The organism is Nocardioides sp. N13(2025) (assembly GCF_051912545.1).
Classification (GTDB): domain Bacteria; phylum Actinomycetota; class Actinomycetes; order Propionibacteriales; family Nocardioidaceae; genus Nocardioides.
Window position 1 is genome coordinate 584755 of the sequence record NZ_CP196809.1, and the last position, 21456, is coordinate 606210.

General features: G+C 72.2%; 18 protein-coding genes, 1 pseudogene and 1 riboswitch. Of the genes and pseudogenes, 11 read left to right on the forward strand and 8 right to left on the reverse strand.

The window, feature by feature from the left end; translation table 11 throughout:
* Window positions 1-79 precede the first annotated feature (79 nt).
* Entirely contained in the window at window positions 80-850 is a 771-nt protein-coding gene (locus ACS3YM_RS02860) for a peptidoglycan DD-metalloendopeptidase family protein (RefSeq protein ID WP_439938568.1), read from the reverse strand.
* 209 nt (window positions 851-1059) lie between these two features.
* A complete protein-coding gene (locus tag ACS3YM_RS02865) occupies window positions 1060-2394 on the reverse strand; it encodes a cryptochrome/photolyase family protein (RefSeq protein WP_439938569.1) in 1335 nt (444 codons plus the stop codon).
* A gap of 130 nt (window positions 2395-2524) precedes the next feature.
* Here ACS3YM_RS02865 and sucC point away from each other — a divergent pair, with 130 nt between their 5' ends.
* Both sucC and sucD read left to right on the forward strand, forming a co-directional pair.
* Window positions 2525-3694 (forward strand): ADP-forming succinate--CoA ligase subunit beta, encoded by a 1170-nt coding sequence (gene sucC / locus ACS3YM_RS02870; RefSeq protein ID WP_439938570.1) that lies wholly within the window; start codon window positions 2525-2527, stop codon window positions 3692-3694.
* 17 nt (window positions 3695-3711) lie between these two features.
* Window positions 3712-4593 carry a succinate--CoA ligase subunit alpha gene (gene sucD / locus ACS3YM_RS02875; RefSeq protein ID WP_439938571.1) on the forward strand — a complete coding sequence of 294 codons (882 nt, stop codon included), beginning with the start codon at window positions 3712-3714 and terminating at the stop codon, window positions 4591-4593.
* Here sucD and ACS3YM_RS02880 read toward each other — a convergent pair whose 3' ends face one another.
* Genes ACS3YM_RS02880 through ACS3YM_RS02895 form a run of 4 tightly spaced genes read right to left on the reverse strand, consistent with a single transcriptional unit; the run spans window position 4594 to window position 8695 of the window.
* Entirely contained in the window at window positions 4594-4800 is a 207-nt protein-coding gene (locus ACS3YM_RS02880) for a hypothetical protein (protein ID WP_439938572.1), read from the reverse strand.
* A 3-nt stretch (window positions 4801-4803) separates the two neighbouring features.
* The gene (locus ACS3YM_RS02885; protein WP_439938573.1) at window positions 4804-6102 is read right to left on the reverse strand and encodes a hypothetical protein; all 1299 of its coding nucleotides are present in this window, start codon (window positions 6100-6102) and stop codon (window positions 4804-4806) included.
* 36 nt (window positions 6103-6138) lie between these two features.
* Window positions 6139-6762: a hypothetical protein gene (locus tag ACS3YM_RS02890; RefSeq protein WP_439938574.1), complete on the reverse strand. Its 624-nt coding sequence runs from the start codon at window positions 6760-6762 to the stop codon at window positions 6139-6141.
* A gap of 37 nt (window positions 6763-6799) precedes the next feature.
* On the reverse strand, window positions 6800-8695 hold the full coding sequence (locus tag ACS3YM_RS02895; RefSeq protein WP_439938575.1) for a hypothetical protein: 1896 nt from the start codon (window positions 8693-8695) through the stop codon (window positions 6800-6802).
* 114 nt (window positions 8696-8809) lie between these two features.
* On the opposite strand from ACS3YM_RS02895, the gene ACS3YM_RS02900 reads away from it, so the two are divergent.
* From ACS3YM_RS02900 to ACS3YM_RS02930, 7 genes are all read left to right on the forward strand, one after another.
* Complete coding sequence (locus ACS3YM_RS02900; RefSeq protein ID WP_439938576.1) at window positions 8810-10072, forward strand: cell division protein PerM; 1263 nt, start codon at window positions 8810-8812, stop codon at window positions 10070-10072.
* A gap of 2 nt (window positions 10073-10074) precedes the next feature.
* Window positions 10075-11265, forward strand: a complete 1191-nt coding sequence (locus ACS3YM_RS02905; protein ID WP_439938577.1) for a YibE/F family protein — start codon at window positions 10075-10077, stop codon at window positions 11263-11265.
* A 10-nt stretch (window positions 11266-11275) separates the two neighbouring features.
* On the forward strand, window positions 11276-11899 hold the full coding sequence (gene purN, locus ACS3YM_RS02910; RefSeq protein ID WP_439938578.1) for a phosphoribosylglycinamide formyltransferase: 624 nt from the start codon (window positions 11276-11278) through the stop codon (window positions 11897-11899).
* Window positions 11900-11901: 2 nt separating this feature from the next.
* Window positions 11902-11978, forward strand: a riboswitch (ZMP/ZTP riboswitch).
* 23 nt (window positions 11979-12001) lie between these two features.
* Window positions 12002-13591, forward strand: coding sequence for a bifunctional phosphoribosylaminoimidazolecarboxamide formyltransferase/IMP cyclohydrolase (gene purH, locus ACS3YM_RS02915; RefSeq protein ID WP_439938579.1), 1590 nt, complete (start codon window positions 12002-12004; stop codon window positions 13589-13591).
* 114 nt (window positions 13592-13705) lie between these two features.
* Window positions 13706-14950, forward strand: coding sequence for an MFS transporter (locus tag ACS3YM_RS02920; protein WP_439938580.1), 1245 nt, complete (start codon window positions 13706-13708; stop codon window positions 14948-14950).
* A gap of 24 nt (window positions 14951-14974) precedes the next feature.
* Window positions 14975-15826, forward strand: a complete 852-nt coding sequence (locus ACS3YM_RS02925; RefSeq protein WP_439938581.1) for a bifunctional methylenetetrahydrofolate dehydrogenase/methenyltetrahydrofolate cyclohydrolase — start codon at window positions 14975-14977, stop codon at window positions 15824-15826.
* Window positions 15823-16140: a DUF3017 domain-containing protein gene (locus tag ACS3YM_RS02930; protein WP_439938582.1), complete on the forward strand. Its 318-nt coding sequence runs from the start codon at window positions 15823-15825 to the stop codon at window positions 16138-16140. Before ACS3YM_RS02925 ends, ACS3YM_RS02930 begins: the two co-directional genes overlap by 4 nt.
* A gap of 46 nt (window positions 16141-16186) precedes the next feature.
* Here ACS3YM_RS02930 and ACS3YM_RS02935 read toward each other — a convergent pair whose 3' ends face one another.
* Window positions 16187-17173, reverse strand: a complete 987-nt coding sequence (locus ACS3YM_RS02935; RefSeq protein WP_439938583.1) for a malate dehydrogenase — start codon at window positions 17171-17173, stop codon at window positions 16187-16189.
* 65 nt (window positions 17174-17238) lie between these two features.
* On the opposite strand from ACS3YM_RS02935, the gene ACS3YM_RS02940 reads away from it, so the two are divergent.
* On the forward strand, window positions 17239-17934 hold the full coding sequence (locus ACS3YM_RS02940) for a hypothetical protein (protein WP_439938584.1): 696 nt from the start codon (window positions 17239-17241) through the stop codon (window positions 17932-17934).
* Between the two features lie 387 nt (window positions 17935-18321).
* On the opposite strand, the pseudogene ACS3YM_RS02945 reads toward ACS3YM_RS02940, so the two are convergent.
* A pseudogene (locus ACS3YM_RS02945) lies at window positions 18322-19011 on the reverse strand (MIP family channel protein); the annotation flags it as partial.
* A gap of 175 nt (window positions 19012-19186) precedes the next feature.
* On the opposite strand from ACS3YM_RS02945, the gene ACS3YM_RS02950 reads away from it, so the two are divergent.
* Entirely contained in the window at window positions 19187-21400 is a 2214-nt protein-coding gene (locus ACS3YM_RS02950; RefSeq protein WP_439938585.1) for an NADP-dependent isocitrate dehydrogenase, read from the forward strand.
* Window positions 21401-21456: the final 56 nt, after the last annotated feature.

Consider the following 21456-nt stretch of genomic DNA (forward strand, 5'->3'; position numbering starts at 1 on the left):
ACGCGCTGGCGCGGCTTCGCAGGCTCACCCGCGGCGCGCTACTCGATCTTCCGTGACTACGACGCGCTCCGCGCGTCGGTCACGGAACGATCCCGTGCTCGACGAAGGCCTGGAAGGGGTCGACCGGGCCGCCGCCACCGGGGCGCACCTCGAGGTGCAGGTGGGAGCCGGTCACGTTGCCCGTGGCGCCGACGGTGCCGATGACCTCGCCACCGTTGACGCGGTCGCCGACGGAGACGTAGATCGAGGTCTGGTGGCAGAACCAGATCTCGGTGCCGTCGTCGAGCGTCACCACGGTCTTGTTGCCGTAGGCGCCGTCGTAGCCGGTCGAGGTGACGGTGCCGTTGGCGACCGCGATGATCGGGTCACCGGAGTCGCCGTTGAAGTCGAGGCCGGTGTGGTAGCTCGCCCAGAGGCCGTACTGGCCGAAGGTGGCGGTGATGGCGTAGTGCTCGAGGGGGAGAACCCACTTGTTCTCCTTGATCTTCGCCGCCTGCTTCTCGGCGGCCTTGCGCATCTCGTCGAGCTTGGCGGCACGCTCGGCCATCTGCTTCTCGGCCAGGGCGACCAGCTCGGGGTCGAGCTCCTCGCCGCCGGAGCTGCGGGTCCCGCCACGGCTGACGAGCGGGCCGCGCTCGGAGATGGCCTGGCCGGTGGCGGCGCCGATGGAGGCGCTGGCACCCACGGCGGAGCCGGAGGCGGTCAGCGCGGTGACTCCCGCGCCGGATGCGGTGACTGCGCCACCTGCGGAGACTGCGAGCACGGCGACGCCTGCCACGAGGGGCAGGGACGGCAGGCTGCGGACCAGGGAGCGGCGAGGCGGCGTGGTCGCACGTCGCTTGCCGTTCACAGGTGCAGCCGTTGCCGAGGTGCGTCGCTTGGGAGCGCGCTCCGCTCGGTGGTTGCCCATAGGGGTAGTTACCAATCTGCCGGGTCAGGGGGGTCGGGTCGGCAAGACCGCGCACGACTGTAACGGAAACATCACGGGAAAGTGCAACCAACCATCGAAAAGAATTCATGTACCCCGCTGGACGCCCGATAAACGGACGGTGAGGTACATCACCCCCGAGCTGCCTGGTAGCGCTCCAGAGCCTCCTTGCGCTCCTCCGCGTGGTCGACGATGCGCAGGGGATAGTCGCGCTCGTAGCCCACGTCGGACTTCCAGGGCTCGTGCGCGGCCTTGCCGGGGAGGTGGTCCAGCTCGGGCACCCAGCGGCGTACGTAGTCTCCCTGAGGGTCGAACTTCAGGCCCTGCGTGACCGGGTTGAAGACCCGGAAGTAGGGCGAGGCGTCGGTGCCGGTGCCGGCCACCCACTGCCAGCCGTGGTTGTTGGAGGCGACGTCTCCGTCGAGGAGCAGGTCGAGGAAGTGGCGCGCGCCCACCGGCCACCACACGTGCAGGTCCTTGGTGAGGAAGGACGCGGTGATCATCCGGACGCGGTTGTGCATCCAGCCCGTGTGCAGCAGCTGGCGCATCCCGGCGTCCACGATCGGGTAGCCGGTCGTGCCGGTGCGCCACGCCTCGATGGCGTCCTCGGGGTCGTCGTACCTCATCCCCTTGAGCGCCGGCTTGAGGTCCGTCCACGCCGACTCGGGCGTGTGCCAGAGCACGTCGGCGTAGAAGTCGCGCCACGCGAGCTCGTTGGCGTACGTCGACCCGGGGCTGATGTCGGCCAGCAGGGAGCGCGGGTGCAGCACCCCGAGGTGGAGGTAGGGCGACAGGCGGGAGGTGCCGTCGTGGTCGGGGCGGTTGCGCTCCTCGGAGTAGTGCGCGAGGCCCTCGTCGCGGAACTCGCGCCAACGGCGCCGGGCGGCGTCCTCGCCCGCGGCGGGGAGGTCGAACGGCGCGTCGGCGACCGCCTTCTCGAGCACGTCGATCGCCGTCTGGTGCGAGTCGGCCGCCTCGAGGTCGGGGGAGCGGGGGGTGGGGGCCGGGTCCGACCAGCCGTGCTCGCGCCAGGCGCGCGCGTAGGCGGTGAAGACCTGGTAGGGGTCCCCGCTGCCGTTGCGGACCAGGCCCGGGCCGACGGCGTACGGCGAACCGGTGGCGACCAGCTCGACCCGCTGGCCGACGGCCTCGTCGCGGCGGCGGCCGTAGGGAGTGGTCTCCGCCGACACGTGCACGCGGCGCTCGCCGGCCACGCGGGGCACGACGTCGGCGGGGTCGCCGTGGCGGACGGTCAGCGGGATGCGCTCGGCGAGGGCGAGCACGTTGGCCGCGACCCAGGCCCGTCGCGCCGGGCCCGCGCCGTCCCACACGGCCGGGTCGATCACGAAGAGGGCCGTGACCGAGCCCTCCTCGAGAGCGGCCAGGAGGGCCGGGTTGTCGCGCACGCGCAGGTCGCGACGGAACCACATCACTGCCGAGCTCGGGCCCGAGTGGGGGGTGGACATGTCCCTCAACGTAGCCGGGAGGTGACCACCACCACGCTCACCCGACCTCGTGCGACCCCCGTGGGGAGGTCTAGGGTGCCGAGAGGGAATCCCCGCCACTGTTCGCAAGACGAAAAGGATCGGTCACCTCGTGGACCTGATGGAATTTCAGGCGAAGGAGCTCTTCGCCAAGCATGGAGTAGCCACCACACTCGGTGTGGTCGCAGAGACCCCCGAGGCCGCGCGAGCAGCTGCCGAGGAGATGGGCGGCGTCACCGTCATCAAGGCCCAGGTCAAGGCCGGCGGCCGCGGCAAGGCCGGCGGCGTGAAGATCGCCAAGACCGCTGACGAGGCCGAGTCCTACGCCCGCGACATCATCGGGATGGAGATCAAGGGCCTGCGCGTCAACCGGGTGCTGGTCACCCCGGCGACCCCGCCGGTGGAGGAGTACTACTTCTCCTTCCTGCTCGACCGCTCCAACCGCTCGCACCTGTGCATCGCATCGGTCGAGGGCGGCGTGGAGATCGAGGAGGTCGCCAAGACCAACCCCGACGCGGTCCGCCAGATCCCGATCAACGCGATCGAGGGGGTGACCCCGGAGAAGGCCGCTGCGATCGTCGACGAGGCCAAGTTCCCCGCCGAGCTGCGCGACCAGGCCATCGAGATGGTCCAGAAGCTCTGGCAGGTCTACGTCGAGGAGGACGCCACCCTGGTGGAGGTCAACCCGCTGGCCCGCCTCGAGGGCGACCGGCTCGAGGCCCTCGACGGCAAGGTCTCACTCGACGAGAACGCCTCCGAGGTGCGTCACCCCGACCACGCGCAGTTCGCCATCCGCGAGGAGGAGGACCCCCTCGAGGCCGCCGCGAAGGACAAGAACCTCAACTACGTCAAGCTCGACGGCGAGGTCGGCATCATCGGCAACGGCGCGGGCCTCGTGATGAGCACCCTCGACGTCGTGGCCTACGCCGGTGAGGCGCACGGCGGGGTGAAGCCCGCCAACTTCCTCGACATCGGTGGCGGCGCCAACGCCCAGGTGATGGCCGACGGGCTGCACATCATCCTCGGGGACCCGCAGGTGAAGAGCGTCTTCGTCAACGTCTTCGGCGGCATCACCGCGTGCGACGAGGTCGCCAACGGCATCGTGGGCGCGCTGGACATCCTCGGCGACGAGGAGACCAAGCCGCTGGTCGTCCGCCTCGACGGCAACAACGTCGAGGAGGGCCGCCGCATCCTGGCCGAGGCCAACCACCCGCTGGTGACCATGGTCGACACGATGGACGGCGCGGCCGACAAGGCCGCCGAGCTCGCCCACCAGGCCTGAGAGAGAGAACCGAAGATATGTCTATCTACCTCAACAAGGACAGCCGCATCATCGTCCAGGGCATGACGGGCGGGATGGGTGCCAAGCACACCACCCTCATGGTCGAGTCCGGCGCCAACATCGTCGGCGGCGTCAATGCCCGCAAGGCCGGTACGACCGTCGAGCTCGGCGGCAAGGAGCTCCCCGTCTTCGGCACCGTCGAGGAGGCGATGAAGGAGACCGACGCCAACGTCTCGGTCGCCTTCGTGCCGCCGGCCTTCACCAAGGACGCCTGCATCGAGGCCATCGACGCCGAGATCCCGCTCCTCGTGGTGATCACCGAGGGCGTGCCGGTCCTCGACACCGCCGAGGTCGTGGCCTACCTCGAGGGCAAGGCCACCCGGATGATCGGCCCGAACTGCCCCGGCATCATCACGCCGGAGGAGTCGCTGGCCGGCATCACGCCGCACACCATCGCGGGCAAGGGCCCGGTCGGCCTCGTCTCCAAGTCGGGCACCCTGACCTACCAGATGATGTACGAGCTGAAGGACTACGGCTTCACCACCGCCATCGGCATCGGTGGGGACCCGATCATCGGCACCACGCACATCGACGCGCTCGAGGCCTTCGAGAACGACCCCGAGACCAAGGCGATCGTGATGATCGGTGAGATCGGTGGCGACGCCGAGGAACGCGCCGCGGCGTACATCAAGGAGCACGTGACGAAGCCGGTCGTCGGCTACGTCGCCGGCTTCACCGCGCCCGAGGGCAAGACCATGGGCCACGCGGGCGCGATCGTGTCGGGTTCCTCGGGCACCGCCCAGGCCAAGAAGGAGGCCCTCGAGGCCGCCGGGGTCAAGGTCGGCAAGACGCCGTCGGAGACCGCCGCGCTGATGCGAGAGATCCTCGAGAACCTCTGATCACTGCTCCACAGCACGTTCGAGACGGCCCTGCAGGTCCACCTGCGGGGCCGTCTGGCGTTCGCCCCGCGCCGGGCGCTGGGCGTCCCACAGCAGCCGCCAGACCACGTGGGCGCCGAGCAGGCGGACCGGCGCGACCGCAGAGATGCGGCGCGGTGAGGGAAGGGTCGGGCAGGCCGAGCTGGCAAGCGTCGATGGAATGGACATGGACTAACACCCCGTTTTCGTGAACACGCACATCGCCGGAAGGATCTTCTTCGTGGTCCCCGTGACCTCGTCGGCCTGGCTCTCCAGCGATGCGAGCGAGCCCTCACCGTACGTCTGCACCATCAATCGGGCCGAACCGACACGGGTCACCTGGAAGATCGAGCTCCCCAGGCCGTCGTCGTAGGTCAGGCCCATCGTGACCGTGTCGTAGCCGGTCTCCCGGTCGAGCACGGTCCACACCTGGTTGTCGAAGCTGCGGCACTCCGCCGCCGCGCGCCGGACCGCCCCCATCGCGGCCAGTGCCTGCTCCGCGTCGCCGTGGACCAGCAGCTCGCGGGCGTCGAGGTACTCCGGGCCCTCGGCGCTCGTGACGAGCCGCGCGGCCCCCCGGCCGTCGCCGGTCGGCCACACGACGCGGCCGCACATCTCGACCGCGCCCATCCCGTCGCCGTCCGGGGAGGGCGCGCTGACGTCGAAGTCGCCGCCGTCCGCCACCATCCCGGCCCCCAGCGGGAAGCCCGCCGGGATCGTCACGTCGGGAGCGGCCTCGGGACTGCTCTCGGGACTGGTCTCGGGGGTGGCCTCGCCGGTCGGCGTGGTGCCGTCGTCGAACATCTCGAGCGCCGCGACGCTCTCGCGCAGGGGTGCGACGGTCTGGTCGACGGCCTGCTGGGCCTCGTCGCGCGTCCACTGGCCGTAGGTCGACGTGACCAGCAGCGCCGCGCCGACGGGCACGACGTGCACGACGGTGACACCGGTCCCGGGCTCGCCGTCGAAGGTGTAGGTCTGCACGAGCGTGGTGGCCGGCTCCGGCCGGAACGGCGACGCGACGACCTCGGTGGTCGTCTCCATGCCCCCGCGGGCGTCCGGCTTGTCGCAGCCGGAGGCGAGGTCGGCGAACGCCTCGGCGACCAGGCGCGTCTCGTCCGGGTTGCCCAGCAGCACCAGCTCGCGGGTGTCAGCGGACTCGCCGCCGCTGTTGTCGACGACCATCCGGTCGCGGATGCCGAGCCCGCGCAGCGGCGCGGTGCCGCACAGCTCGAGGTCGCGCAGCCCGGTGCCGGTCCGCGAGGTGAGGATCTCGTCCTCCGGCCCGCCCATCCCGGAGGCCAGGGGGAAGTCGTCGGGGATCTCGGTGCCGACGGGCTCCGTGGTGCCGGACTCCGGGCCGGTCTCCGAGGACTGCTCGCCCCGGGCTCCGCCGCCGTCGCCGGACGCGAGGTCGGACGGCTCGTCGCCGCACCCGGCCAGAGCCAGGGTGCAGGTCAGGACGGCGGTCACGAGCCGTGCGCGGCGCTTCACGACAGGTATGACCCCGCGAGGCGCCGAAAGGTTGCGTCAGCCCGGCAGGTCTTCCATCGCCGTGACCAGCTGGGCGGCACGCCTGCGCTGGTCGCCCACGACGGCGGCCACCTGCGCGGCGGCGGTCCGGCCCGCCCCGAAGGTCGTGCCGGCCTGGTCGACCAGGACCCTGCTGCCGACCCGGACCACGAGCAGGGTCGTCGCCCCGGCGGGCGCTCCCTCGATGTCAAGGCGCAACGACACCGTCCAGGACTCGTCCCCGACGGTGTCGGGCCGCACGGTCGTGGTGGTCGTCCAGGGCAGCTCCCGGGAGGTGGTGACCGGGCACCGGTGGTAGTAGCTCGCGAGCCGCCGAGCCGCTGCTGCGGCCTCCGCGCGGTCGTCGTACGTCGTCAGCTGCCGGCCGCGGGCGCGCGTGCCCCAGTGCGCACTCAGCCGGTCGGCCCCGGGGCGGTTCGGTGGCGGTCCGCTGCCGTCGTCGCAGCTGGGCAGGTCCATGGTGACCGGCAGCGGGCTGCGCAGGCCGTCGGGCCACCCGGCGTGCAGCGGCAGCTCCGCCGGAGCGCGCGGCACCACGGGACCCGCTGCGGGCACGGGGGTGGCGGCGCATCCGGCCAGGAGCAGCAGCGGGGCGAGCAGCAGGGCCGCGCGTGTCCTCATGTGCGGTGAGACGTGCCGCGAGCCAAAAGGTTGTCCGTCAGCCCTTGGCGTCGAGCGCCTCGAGCCGCTCCATGACCCGGCGGGAGAGGGCGACGAAGTCGGCGCGCGACATGGTCATGTTGCGGTCCGGGGCGAAGCCGAGCTGCGACACCGCGGTGCCGTCGCGCACGATCGCCATCAGGAAGGGGAAGGACTGCTTGTCGCTGAGCTCGATCGACAGTGACCACACGCTCAGGTCGGTCGCCTTGGACGACGAGGACGCCAGCTCGGTCACGCTCGTGCCGAGGTTCTCGCGACCGCACTGGCGGATCCGGTCGCGGACCTGCTCGACGAAGTCGCGCGCCTTGCCCTCGGCCATCGCGCCGACGGTCTGGGTGAGGCCGAGCTGGGAGGCATTCGGGGTCTCGGGGAAGAGGAAGGTGCGGGTCAGGGCCCGGCTGATGCCCTTGCCCGCGAACGTGGTGCGGTCGCACCGCGTCGCGGCGTAGTTGTTCCTCGCCCGCTCGGGGTCGGTGCCCACCCACGGGCCGCGCACCGCCGCCACCGGGGGCAGGTCCACGACCGACAGCAGCCCGCCCGGCGTGCCGATGTCGATCGGAGGCGTCGTACGCGCCCGGGCCCGGCCGGCGCAGGCCCCGGCGCCCTCGGTGCCGCACAGGCCGTTGACGGCCGCGGCGAGGCCGGTGATGGCTGCCTTGTCGCTCACGGCGCGACCCCGGCTGCGCACCACGTTGGTCACCACGAGGGTGCCGGTGCGGGCCATCGCGACGCTGATCGTGGTCGGCTCCTTGCTCCAGGAGCGCAGCCGGAGCGCGAGGGCGTCGTCGCCCACCCGCTTGACGGCGCGGGTGGAGACGAGCTGTGTGCGGGGGTCGGTGCACCCGGCGTACCAGACCGAGGCGGCGGCGAAGCCCTGCGCGGCCCGGTCGGGGTCGCGGGACATCTCGACGAGCTGGACCGCGGTCGACTCCACCCGCTCCACCTCGCGCTTGCGGGTGCGCTGCTTGTCGCCCTTGCCCACGGTGCGGCGCACGGTGCGGGTCACCGACCCCTCGTAGGTGCGGGCGAGCGCGGTGACGCCGTCGGGATCGGCGAAGCGCTCGCGCTGGCACGGCGCGAGCAGGCCGTCGCCGCCGAGGTTGTCGGTGGTCGCCTTCTCGGACCAGTCGAGCCCGGGGCCGAAGCGCCCCATCTGGCTCGACGAGAGCAACGATGCCTCATCGATGATCGCCTCGCCGGTCTCCGTCCGGGGGGCGTGGACGGTGACGCCGGGGGAGGCCTTCTCCTCGCTCAGGCTCGTGGCCTCGGCCTCCGAGCCCGTGGCCACCAGCGAGCCCGAGGCGACCAGCGCGGCGGTGGCCAGGGCGGCGCCGATCACCGTGTGCGTACGCCGACGCGCGGCGCCGGAGCGGCGGATCACCGTCGCGCGCGGCCAGCGGATCGCGTCGAGCGGCCCGGAGAGGTCCTGCAGCAGGCGGCGTGCTTCGGTCGTCGGCACGTCGCGGTGGAGGGCGAACTGCGAGGTCGCGGTCTGCAGCTCGCGCTCCGCGTCGGACCGGGGGAGCCCGACCATCCGGCCGATCTCGGTCAGGGAGAGCGCCGACAGCGCGTTGAGCACCAGCAGCTCGCGCTGCGTGGCGCTGAGCTTGGACAGCGCGTCGAGCGTCGCCCTGGCCTCCGGGGCCAGGGACTTGTCGCGGTGCCAGATGCGCGCGGTGTGCCGGCGTCGCGCCCGGCGGAAGGCGAGGGGGCGGATGTAGGCGTCGCGGTCGTCGAGCCGGCCCACCTTGCGCCAGTGGTGCCAGGCGACGACGAAGGCGTCCCGCACGGCAGCGCGCGCGGCGGGGGCGTCACCGGTCAGCGCGTAGGCCTCGTGCAGGAGTCGTGTGCGTGTCTCGACGTAGTAGGCGTCGAAGGTCTCCGGGCTCCTCATGAGGCGTTCCACGGTACGGCAGTGGCACCCGCCGCGCACATCGTTCCCGCAGCCTCCTCCGGGGCGGCGTGGGAGCACGATCCGCGCTGCCGCCCGGGTGATGATGGCTCGGCCATGACGTCGCTCCTCACCCGTCCCGACACTGCGCGGGCCGACGCTGCCCGACCGCGTCCGCTGGTGCTGATCGCGACGCTCGGCGGCGTCCTCGCCGCGCTGGGGCCGCTGGTCGTCCTGCTGGCCGTGGGCGTGATCGGCTGGTTCATCACCGACGCCGGCGTGCACGGCGCCCCGCGCGACGGCATGCGGGTGGCGGCCCTGGCCTGGCTGGCCGGGCACGGCTCGGGCTTCACCGTGATGGGGGCCCGGATCTCGCTCGTGCCGCTCGGCCTGACCGCGGTCTCGGCCTGGTCGATGTGGCGCCTGGGCCACCGGGTGGGCGACGCCGTCTCGGGTCACGGGCCCGACGCCGACCGGATCTCCGACGGCGAGCGCGACTTCACCGTGCCCACCGCGATCCTCACCTTCTTCGCCGGCTACGCCGTGGTGGCGGTCGTGGTGGCCACCCTCGCGGCCGGCTCCACCGCCGACCCGTCGGTGCCGCGCGTGCTGGTCTGGACGATCCTCATGACGGCGTTCGTCGCCGCCCCGGCGATCGCGATCGGCTCGGGGCGCGCAGCGATCTGGACGGCCTTCATGCCCGCCACCGTGCGCGCCGGGGCCGCTGTGGCAGGCGCGGTGATCGGCACCCTCCTCGTGGTGTCCGCGCTGGTCTTCGTGGTGGCGCTGGGCCTCTCCTTCGACGACGCCGCCACGATGACCTCGCAGCTGCACCCGAGCCCGTCGGAGGCCGGCCTCTACGCCCTGGTCAACGCCGCGTTCGTGCCCAACGCCGTCCTCTTCACCGGGTCGTTCCTGCTCGGCCCCGGGTTCGCCGTCGGCGGGGCCACGCTCGTCTCGCCCGGCGCCGTGGTCCTCGGGCCGCTGCCGGTCGTGCCCCTGCTCGCCGCACTGCCGGCTGCGGGCACGCCCGCCGGCTGGGTCGGCGCCCTCATGCTGCTGCCCCCGATCGCTGCCGCCGTCGCCGCCGTCCGGGTCCTGCGTCGTCGACCGCTCACGTGGGACCGGATCGCGCTCGCCGGCTGCGGCGGAGGCATCGTCGCCGGTCTCGGCCTCACCGTCCTGACGTCGCTGTCCGGCGGGTCCGCCGGCCCGGGCCGGATGCGCTTCGTCGGGCCGTTCACCCGCGACGTGCTCGTTCACTCCGTGACCGCGTGCGGCATCGGCGCCCTGCTCGGCGCCTCGGTGCTGGCCCTGCTCGCCTGGCGCTCGGCCCGCACGTGGGCCGAGACCCCGGGCGACGAGGCCGCAGAGGACTGATCGTGGGAGCCGGTCACAGCCACGGCGACAGGCCGTCCCTCGGGCCTGCCCCCCGTCACCTCCGGGTGCTCGTCGCGCTGCTGGTCGGACCTCTGGTGCTGGCCACCGTGATCGGGCTGGCGGTGCTCTGGCCCGACGGGGACCTCGAGCTCACGGGGCCGGGGGTCGACGTCGAGCGGGGCACCGCGAAGGTCCTCGGCATCGGTGAGTGCCGCCAGGACGTGGTCGGCTGCCGGCTCGCCGAGGTCGAGCTGCTCAGCGGTCCGGGGGCTCCCGGCACGGTCGAGGCCCTGCTGCCCTATGGCGACAACGCGCCCGAGGTGCAGGCCGGCGACCGGATCATCGTGTCGTTCGCCGGGCAGGCGCCGAAGGGGGAGCGGTACGCCTTCCAGGACTTCGACCGCGGGCCGCCGCTGCTGACGCTGACGATCCTCTTCGCGGTCGGCGTGCTCGCGCTGTCGCGGTGGCGCGGGATCGGCGCCCTCGCCAGCCTGGCGTACTCGCTCGTGCTCATCGCGGTCTTCACGCTGCCCGCCATCATGGAGGGCTCCTCGCCGCTCGCGGTCGCCGTCGTCACCGCCGCCGCGATCATGCTCGTCACGCTCTACCTCTCCCACGGCTTCGACGTGCGCTCGACCGTGGCGATGCTCGGGACCCTCGTCTCGCTCGCGCTCATCGGCGGCATCGGGTGGGTCTTCACCGGCATCGGCCACTTCACGGGCCTGGTCGACGAGGGCAGCCAGTACATCTCCGGCATCGCGGCGCAGGTCGACCTGCGCGGCCTGCTCCTCGCCGGGCTCGTCATCGGCGCCCTCGGCGTGCTCGACGACGTCACGGTCACCCAGACCTGGGCGGTCTGGGAGCTCGCCGACGTCGACCCCGACGCCAGCACCCGGTCGCTGTTCGTGCGGGCGATGCGGATCGGACGCTCGCACGCCGCCTCCACGGTCAACACCCTGGTCCTGGCCTACGTCGGCGCCACGCTGCCGCTGATGCTCGTCTTCTCGGCCCTCGACCTGCCGTTCGGCATCGCCGTCAGCCAGGAGATCGTGGCCCAGGAGGTCGTGCGCGGCCTCGTCGGCGGGCTCGGCATCCTCGCGGCCGTGCCCATCACCACGGGGATCGCCGCCCTGGTCGCGGGGCGGCTCGTGCGGGAGCGGACGCCCGGCAAGGGGCCCGGCCACCGCGCCTAGGATCAAGGGCGTGACCGCGACCAGCCCCGCCCGTCTCGTCGTCCTGGTGTCCGGCGCCGGCACCAACCTCCAGGCCCTGCTCGACGCCTGCGCCGATCCGTCGTACGGCGCCCGCGTCGTGGCGGTCGGCGCGGACCGCGACGACATCGAGGGCCTGGCGCGGGCCGACCGGGCCGGGGTGCCGACCTTCGTGGCGAAGGTCGCCGACTACACCTCGCGCGAGCACTGGGACCGAGCCATGTCCGACAAGGTGGCCGCCTTCGAGCCCGACCTCGTGGTCTCGGCGGGATTCATGAAGCTGCTCTCGACCGACTTCCTCGAGCGGTTCCTCACCGTCAACACCCACCCGGCGCTGTGCCCCGCCTTCCCCGGGATGCACGGTCCCCGCGACGCCCTCGAGCACGGCGTCAAGGTCACCGGCGCCACGCTCTTCGTGGTCGACGGGGGTGTCGACACCGGGCCGATCGTGGCGCAGGTGCCGGTCGAGGTCGCCGAGGACGACGACGTCGCGTCGTTGCACGAGCGGATCAAGGCCGCCGAGCGCGCCATGCTCGTCGAGACCGTCGGGCGCATCGCCCGGGAGGGGATCTCGGTGGAGGGCCGCCGGGTTCGCATCGGGGCCCCTGCTCGGTAGGCTGCACCCACACGACTGGCGCAGGTGGGCCACCACCAGGGAGTGACGCGCGAGGGCATCGAACGCCTGGGTGCCCCCGACTCGAATCGACCGAGGAGTCCCGTGTCACCGTCCGCCCCTGACCTCACTGCTGACCGCATCGCCATCAAGCGCGCGCTCGTCTCCGTCTACGACAAGGCCGGGCTCGACGACCTGGTCCGAGGCCTGCACGACGCCGGCGTCGAGCTGGTCTCCACCGGCGGGTCCGCCGCCCTGATCGAGTCGCTCGGCCTGCCGGTCACCAAGGTCGAGGACCTCACCGGCTTCCCCGAGTGCCTCGACGGCCGGGTCAAGACGTTGCACCCGCGCGTGCACGCCGGCATCCTCGCCGACCGCCGCCTCGACTCGCACGTGCAGCAGCTGGCCGACCTCGGCGTCGAGCCGTTCGACCTCGTGGTGAGCAACCTCTACCCCTTCACGCAGACGGTCGCCTCGGGCGCGAGCCCGGACGAGTGCGTGGAGCAGATCGACATCGGCGGCCCGTCGATGGTGCGCGCCGCCGCCAAGAACCACCCGAGCGTCGCCATCGTCACCTCGCCCGCGGCGTACGACGACGTGCTGGCCGCCGTGGCCGCCGGCGGGTTCACGCTGGCCGAGCGCCAGCGGCTGGCTGCCGAGGCGTTCGTGCACACCGCGACGTACGACGTGCACGTGGCGTCGTGGATGGGCAACGTGCTCACCGACACCAGCGAGGGCACGGGCTTCCCGGAGTGGATGGGCGCGACGTGGGACAAGGCCGCGGTGCTGCGCTACGGCGAGAACCCGCACCAGGGCGCCGCGCTCTACACCAACGGCTTCCTGCTCGGCGGCCCCGGCCTCGCGCAGGCCACGCAGCACCACGGCAAGGAGATGTCCTACAACAACTACGTCGACGCCGACGCGGCCCGCCGGGCGGCGTACGACTTCGACGAGCCGGCCGTCGCCATCATCAAGCACGCCAACCCGTGCGGCATCGCGGTCGGCGACGACGTGGCGGCCGCGCACCGCAAGGCCCACGAGTGCGACCCGGTCAGCGCCTTCGGCGGCGTCATCGCCACCAACGTGCCGGTGTCGGTGGAGATGGCCCGGCAGGTCGCCGAGATCTTCACCGAGGTCATCGTGGCGCCCGGCTACGAGGACGGCGCGATCGAGGCGCTGCAGGCGAAGAAGAACATCCGCATCCTCGAGTGCGCGCCCCTCGCGCGCGGCGGCGGTGAGATGCGCGCGGTCTCCGGCGGGCTGCTGCTGCAGGACCGCGACGTGATCTCGGCCGAGGGCGACGACCCCGCCACGTGGACGCTGGCCACCGGCGAGGCCGCCTCCGACGAGGTGCTGGCCGACCTGGCGTTCGCCTGGCGCGCCTGCCGCGCGGTGAAGTCCAACGCGATCCTGCTCGCCGCCGGCGGCGCCTCGGTCGGCGTCGGGATGGGACAGGTCAACCGCGTCGACTCGTGCCGCCTCGCGGTCGAGCGGGCGGGGGAGCGGGCCTCGTCCGCGGTCGCCGCCTCCGACGCGTTCTTCCCCTTCGCCGACGGACCCCAGATCCTCATCGACGCGGGGGTGAAGGCCATCGTGCAGCCCGGCGGCTCGGTCCGTGACCCCGAGGTCGTCGCCGCCTGCGAGGCCGCCGGCGTGACGATGTACCTCACCGGCACGAGGCACTTCTTCCACTGAGGGGCCGCGCCAGCGGACCCGCGAGTGGAAAGGTCGAGTGCGACGGCGTGTATCGAGACCTACGTCGCCCCGAGGGTGTTATCTTGACGTCAAGATAACTCTCGGAGGTACGACGTGCGCTGGTGGCAACGCATCCTCCCGCCGACGAAGCTCGAGCGGGACCTGGTCTGGCAGTGCGTGCTGTCGGCGTTCGCAACGGGGACCTTCCTCACCGGGACGGCCGTCTACTTCACGAAGATCGTGGGTCTCTCGGGCGCTGAGGTCGGCCTCGGCATGTCCATCGCGGCCGGGGTCACCCTGCTCCTGCAGCTCCCGATGGGACGCCTGGCCGACCGGGTGGGCGCCAAGCCGCTGTGGGCGCTGGCGAGCGCGGTCGAGGCGGCGCTGTACTTCGCCTGGCCGCTGATCGGCGGGATGGTCGGCTTCGTGCTGATGCTCAGCGTGCTCGCGATCTTCGAGACCGCGGGCCGCAACGCGCGCAACGTCTACCGCATCGCGGTCTTCCCGCGCGACGTACGGGTCCGGGCGCTCGCCTACATGCGGGCGGCGCGCAACGTCGGCTACACCCTCGGCGCCGGCGCCAGCGGGGTCGCCCTCGGGATCGGGACCGACGCCGTGGCCCTCATCCCGGTGGTCACGGGTGGGCTGCTGGTGCTCAACGCGGTGCTCATCGCGAGCGTGCTGCCGGTCATCACGCGCCAGGTGCCGGTCGTCGAGGGCGACGACCCGGCCACGGCTGCCCCGCCGGCGTGGCGCAACCCCGGCTTCGTGGTGCTGAGCGTGTGCAACGGCGTGCTCTCCTCCAACCAGGTGCTGCTCAACGTCGTCGTACCGCTGTGGCTGGTCGAGCGCACCGACGCCCCGCCCACCCTGCTGGCCTGGCTGTTCGGCACCAACACCGTCCTCGCGGTGCTGCTGCAGGTCCGCGCCAGCCGCGTCGCCGACTCCGTCGACGGGTCGCTGCGGGCCGTGCGCTGGTCGGGATGGGCCTTCATCGTGTCGTGCGCGCTCGTCGCGTGGACCCACGAGACGGTCGGCTGGGTGTCGATCCTGCTGATCTGGATCGGGCACGTGACGATCACGGGCGCCGAGCTCTGGCAGTCGGCCGCCGACTGGTCGTTCACCAGCGAGCTGTCCGACCACCGGCGCCTCGGCGACTACCAGGGAGTGTGGGGCCTGGGCTACCAGATCGAGCCGATCATCTTCCCGGCGCTCTACACGTTCCTGGCTCTGCAGGTCGGCACGCCCGGCTGGATCGTCATCGCGCTGATCGGGGTGACGGCGGCGGTCGTGGCGCATCCCGCGGCCCGCGCCGCCGAGCGGCACCTGGTGCGCATCGGTGCCCCGGTCGGGGTCTGAGCCGCACGCCCTAGACTGCCCCGCGTGACGGCACAGACCCTGGACGGCGCAGCCACGCTGCGGACCATCAAGGCAGAGCTCGCCCAGCGGGTCGCGGCCCTCCGGCAGCAGGGGGTCACCCCGGGCCTGGGCACGGTGCTGGTCGGCGACGACCCCGGCTCCCACTGGTACGTCGGCGCCAAGCACAAGGACTGCGCGGAGATCGGCATCACGTCGATCAGGCGTGACCTGCCGGCGACGGCCAGCCAGGCCGAGGTGGAGGCCGTCATCGACGAGCTCAACGCCGACGACGCCTGCACCGGCTTCATCGTGCAGCAGCCGACCGGGCTCGACGAGTTCGCCCTGCTCTCGCGCGTCGACCCCGACAAGGACGTCGACGGACTGCACCCGACCAACCTCGGCAAGCTCGTGCTCGGCGAGGCCGGCCCGCTGCCGTGCACCCCGGTCGGCGCGATCGAGCTCCTGCGCCGCCACGGTGTCGAGATCGCCGGCGCCGAGGTCGTCGTCGTGGGACGCGGCATCACCGTCGGCCGCCCGCTCGGGCTGCTGCTCACCCGGCGCTCCGAGAACGCCACCGTGACCCTGTGCCACACGGGCACCCGGGACCTGGCCGCCCACGTGCGCCAGGCCGACATCGTCGTCGCCGCGGCGGGCGTGCCGGGCATCATCACCGCCGACATGGTCAAGCCCGGCGCCGCGGTCCTCGACGTCGGCGTCTCGCGCGTCGACGGCAAGGTCACCGGTGACGTGGCCCCGGGCGTGTGGGACGTGGCCGGATGGGTCTCGCCCAACCCCAAGGGCGTCGGGCCGATGACCCGCGCCATGCTCCTGACCAACATCGTCGAGATCGCCGAGAAGGCCGTCCGCTCCTCATGACCGAGCCGGACCCCGCCGAGGCAGAGGACGACGGCCGGCGCTATCCGTCGACGATCGGCGGCATGTTCTACCTGCTCGTGATGGCGGTCGTCCTGGTCGCCCTCGCGCTCGTCGTGCTCGACGAGTGGCGCACCGGCATCCGGGTGATGGGCGGTGCGCTGATGTTCGGGGCGCTCGTCCGTCTGGTGCTGAGGTCGCGCGACGCGGGGATGCTCGCGGTGCGGCACAAGGCGCTCGACGCGCTGGTCCTCGTCGCCCTCGGCGGGGCACTGATCTTCCTGGCCGGCTCGATCCCGGACCAGCCCGGCTTCTGACAGCACGACGGCCGGGCACCCGCGGGGCCCGGCCGTCGTGTGGTGCTCAGATGAGGCCGAGCTCCGTGACGGCGTTGCGCTCGTCGGCGAGCTCGGCGGTCGAGGCGTCGATGCGGGCGCGGGAGAAGTCGTCGATCTCGAGGCCCTCGACGATCGACCAGTCGCCACCGGAGGTGGTCACCGGGAACGAGGAGATGAGGCCCTCGGGGACGTCGTACTCGCCGCTGGAGACGACGGCCATCGAGACCCAGTCGTCCTTCGCCGAGCCGAACAGCCAGTCGCGGGCGGCGTCGATCGTGGCGGACGCGGCCGACGCGGCCGAGGACGAGCCACGCGCGTCGATGATCGCGGCGCCGCGCTTGGCGACGGTCGGGATGAAGTCGTTCTCCAGCCAGGCCTGGTCGCCGACGAGCTCGGCGGCGTTCTGCCCGCGGACCTCGGCGTGGAAGAGGTCGGGGTACTGGGTGGCCGAGTGGTTGCCCCAGATCGTCATCTTCGTGATGTCGGTGACCTTGGCGCCGGTCTTGGCCGCGAGCTGGGAGATCGCCCGGTTGTGGTCGAGGCGGGTCAGCGCGGAGAAGCGCTCGCGCGGGATGTCGGGGGCGTTGCTCATCGCGATGAGCGCGTTGGTGTTGGCCGGGTTGCCGGTGACACCGATGCGTACGTCGTCGGCCGCGACCGCGTTGAGGGCCTTGCCCTGGGCGGTGAAGATCGCGCCGTTGGCGGAGAGCAGGTCGCCGCGCTCCATGCCCGGTCCGCGCGGACGGGCGCCGACGAGGAGGGCGAGGTTGACGCCGTCGAAGATCTTCTCGGCGTCCGAGCCGATCTCGACACCGGCGAGGTTCGGGAACGCGCAGTCGTCGAGCTCCATCACGACGCCCTCGAGCGCCTTGAGGGCGGGCTCGATCTCGAGCAGTCGCAGCTCGATCGGGCGGTCCGCGGCCAGCGCGCCGCTGGCGAGGCGGAAGAGCAGGCTGTAGCCGATCTGGCCGGCGGCGCCGGTGACGGCCACCTTGAGAGGTTCGGAGGTCACGGTGGTACTCCTCGTGAGGGCGGTCTGTGTGGTCCCGCTGACGCTAGCAGCGGGACGCGGCTGGCATGCTGGCGCCCATGGTGCGAGCCGTACGACGCCTGGCGGGCCTCGCCGCGGCCGGGGTCCTGGCCGGCGCGCTCGCCGGCTGCGGGGGCATCGGGCAGCCCGCGCCGTACGACTCCACGGGGATCAACGGACTCGTCATCCCGACGCCCAGCCCGGACCCCGGCGACTTCGTCGCGGGCGTCGACAACCCGTGGCTCCCGCTCGAGCCGCAGGCCGCGTGGCGCTACGACGTCACCGAGGCAGGGCGCAGCGTGGGCACCATCGAGGCCGAGGTGGCGGCCGGCACGACCGAGGTCGCCGGCCTGCGGGCCACCGCGCTGCAGGTCACCACGACGATCGACGGTGAGACCGAGGAGGAGACCCGCCTCTACGCCCAGGACGAGGACGGCAACGTCTGGCTCGTGGGCGTCGACCCCGGCACCGGCCCCTCGTGGCGCGCCGGCGAGGGCGGCGCCGAGGCCGGCCTCGCGATGCCCGCCCGCCCGCGACTGGGGGACGGGTGGCTGACCTACGCCGTGCCCGCGCTGCCGCAGGCCAGCACCACCGTCGAGGACCAGTCGCGGGAGATGGTGCAGATGCGGAGCCAGGAAGAGGGCGAGGCCGACACCGCGACCCGCACCGTGTACGAGAAGGGTGTCGGCCTCGTCAGCATCGAGGACCTCGACGCCGGATGGCTGGCCCAGCGGGTCGACTGATCAGTCGGGGCGGCGCACCTGGGTGCGACCGTCGTCGTCGCCGTCCGGGTTGCCCCAGTGACCGGGCGCGCCGGGCTGGCCGGGCTGCTGGGTCTGGGCCGGAGCGCCCCACTGTCCGGGCTGCGACGGCTGCTGCGGCTGCTGCTGGTAGGGCTCGGGCTGGCCCCACTGGCCGGGCTGGGCCGGCGGCTGCTGCGGAGGCTGCTGCTGGTAGGGCTCGGGCTGGCCCCACTGCTGCTGCGGGGGAGCGCCCCACGCGGCGCCGGGCTGGCCCCAGCTGGACTGCTGCCCCTGGTTCCACTGGGCCTCGTAGCCGGCCGGCGCGCGGTCCTTGCGGCCGCCGCTGAAGCTGAGTCCGGAGCCGGCGACCGGCGCAGCGCCCTGGCCGAAGAGGACCGGGTAGGTCAGCCCGGCGATCGCCGCGCCGAGGAGGGGAGCGACGACGAAGAGCCAGAGCTGGACGATCGCGTCGGTGCCGGCGAAGACGCCCACGCCGATGGAGCGGGCCGGGTTGACCGAGGTGCCGGTGGCGCTCATGGACGCGAAGTGGATCATCGCCAGCGCCAGGCCGATCGCCAGCGGGCCCATGGCCACGTTGACCTCGTTGCGCTCGTCGGTCACCGCGAGGATGACCCAGAGGAAGACGGCGGTCAGGATGATCTCGAGCAGGAGCGCGGCCCACCAGGCGAAGCCCGTGCCCTGGTCGCCGAAGAAGTTCTGCGCCATGTTGCCCTCGGCGCTGAAGCCCTCGAAGCCGTGGTTGAGGCCGAACAGGACGGCACCCGCGAGCAGGCCGCCGAGGAGCTGGGCGGCCATGTAGAGGCCGACCTGGTTCCACGGTAGGCGACCGCCGAGCACCGCGCCGAGGGTCACGGCGGGGTTGAAGTGCCCGCCCGAGATGCGGCCGACGGCGTACGCCATGACGACCACGGTGAGCCCGAAGGTCAGGCCGGTGGCGACGTAGTCGCCCCCGCTGCGCATCGCCGCGCCGCAGCCGAAGAAGACGAGGACGAAGGTGCCCAGGGTCTCGGCGGTGAACTTCTGGCTGGTGGTCGGTGTGTCGGTGGTGTCGCTCATCGCGAGCTGTCCTCCCAGTCGTGGTGGCCGTACCCCGCGTAGGCCACGCGCACTCTAGCGAGGTGGAGGAGTGGGTGCGAGGGTAGGCGAGTCGCACCGCTTCCCCGCGTCAGGTATCTTGACGTCAAGAGTTATGCCGGATCATCCAGCACGATCACCAGGAGCTGTCCTACCCATGGCCAAGATCATCTACACCCACACCGACGAGGCGCCCCTGCTCGCGACGTACTCGTTCCTCCCGATCATCGCCGCCTACGCGAAGACCGCGGGTGTCGACGTCGAGACCCGTGACATCTCGCTGGCCGGCCGCGTGATCGCACAGTTCCCCGACCGCCTCACCGAGGAGCAGCGCCTCGACGACGCGCTGGCCGAGCTGGGCGAGCTGGCCACGAAGCCCGAGGCCAACATCATCAAGCTGCCCAACATCTCCGCCTCCATCCCGCAGCTCAAGGCGACCATCGCCGAGCTGCAGTCGCAGGGCTACGACCTGCCGGCCTACCCGGAGAACCCGCAGACCGACGAGGAGCGCGAGGTCCGCGCCCGCTACGACAAGGTCAAGGGCTCCGCGGTCAACCCGGTGCTGCGCGAGGGCAACTCCGACCGCCGCGCGCCCGCCTCGGTGAAGAACTACGCCAAGTCGCACCCGCACTCGATGGGGGCGTGGAGCAGCGAGTCGAAGACCAACGTCGCGACCATGGGCCACGACGACTTCCGCAGCAACGAGAAGTCGGTCGTCATCCCCGCCGACGACACCCTCTCCATCGTGCACGTCGGCAGTGACGGCACCGAGACGGTGCTCAAGGAGGGCCTGGAGGTGCTCGCCGGCGAGGTCGTCGACGGCACCTTCATGAGCGCGGCGAAGCTCGACGAGTTCCTCGAGGCCCAGGTCGCGAAGGCCAAGGCCGACGGCGTCCTCTTCTCCGCCCACCTCAAGGCGACGATGATGAAGGTCTCCGACCCGATCATCTTCGGCCACGTCGTGCGCGCCTACTTCGCCGACGTCTTCGCGCAGTACGGCGAGCAGCTCGCCGCCGCGGGCCTGTCGGCCAACGACGGGCTGGGCGCCATCCTGGCCGGCCTCGACTCGGTGGAGAACGGCGCGGAGATCAAGGCGGCCTTCGAGAAGGGCCTGGCCGAGGGCCCGGCCCTCGCGATGGTCGACTCCGACCGCGGCATCACCAACCTGCACGTGCCGTCCGACGTGATCATCGACGCCTCGATGCCGGCCATGATCCGCACCTCGGGCCAGATGTGGAACGCCCAGGGCGAGCAGCAGGACACCCTCGCCGTCATCCCGGACTCGTCCTACGCGGGCGTCTACCAGGCCGCGATCGACGACTGCCGCGCCCACGGCGCGCTCGACCCGTCCACCATGGGCTCGGTCCCCAACGTCGGCCTCATGGCGAAGGCCGCCGAGGAGTACGGCTCGCACGACAAGACCTTCGAGATCCCCGCTGCGGGCAAGGTCGAGGTGCGCAACGCCGCCGGCGACGTGCTCATGTCGCACGACGTCGAGGCCGGCGACATCTGGCGCGCCTGCCAGACCAAGGACGCCTCGATCCGCGACTGGGTCAAGCTCGCCGTCACCCGCGCCCGGGCCAGCGAGACGCCTGCCGTGTTCTGGCTCGACGAGACTCGCGCGCACGACGCCAACCTCATCGACCTGGTTCAGGAGTACCTGAAGGAGCACGACACCGACGGGCTCGACATTCAGGTCATGGCGCCGGCCGCCGCGACGACGTACTCGCTCGAGCGGATCCGCCGCGGCGAGGACACCATCTCGGTCACCGGCAACGTGCTGCGCGACTACAACACCGACCTGTTCCCGATCCTCGAGCTCGGCACGAGCGCCAAGATGCTCTCGATCGTGCCGCTGATGAACGGTGGCGGCCTGTTCGAGACCGGCGCCGGCGGTTCGGCGCCCAAGCACGTGCAGCAGCTGGTGAAGGAGGACTACCTGCGCTGGGACAGCCTGGGTGAGTTCTTCGCGCTGGCCGCGTCGCTGGAGCACCTCGCCGGCTACGACGACAACGCGCGCGCCCGGATCCTCGGCGACACGCTCGACAAGGCGACCGAGACCTTCCTCAACGAGGACCGCTCCCCGGGTCGCAAGCTCGGCACGATCGACAACCGCGGCTCGCACTTCTACCTCGCGCTCTACTGGGCCGAGGAGCTGGCCAAGCAGACCGAGGACGCCCAGCTCGCCGGGGCCTTCGCCTCGCTGGCGAGCACGCTGCGCGACAACGAGCAGAAGATCGTGGAGGAGCTGCTCGCGGTCCAGGGCAAGCCCGCCGACATCGGTGGCTACTTCCGGCCCGACCCCGAGAAGGCCGCCGCCGTGATGCGCCCGTCGACCACCTTCAACGAGGCGCTCGCCCGGCTCGGCTGACGCGACACCCGTCACAGCCAGGACCCCCGGGGAACAAACTCCGGGGGTCCTGCCTT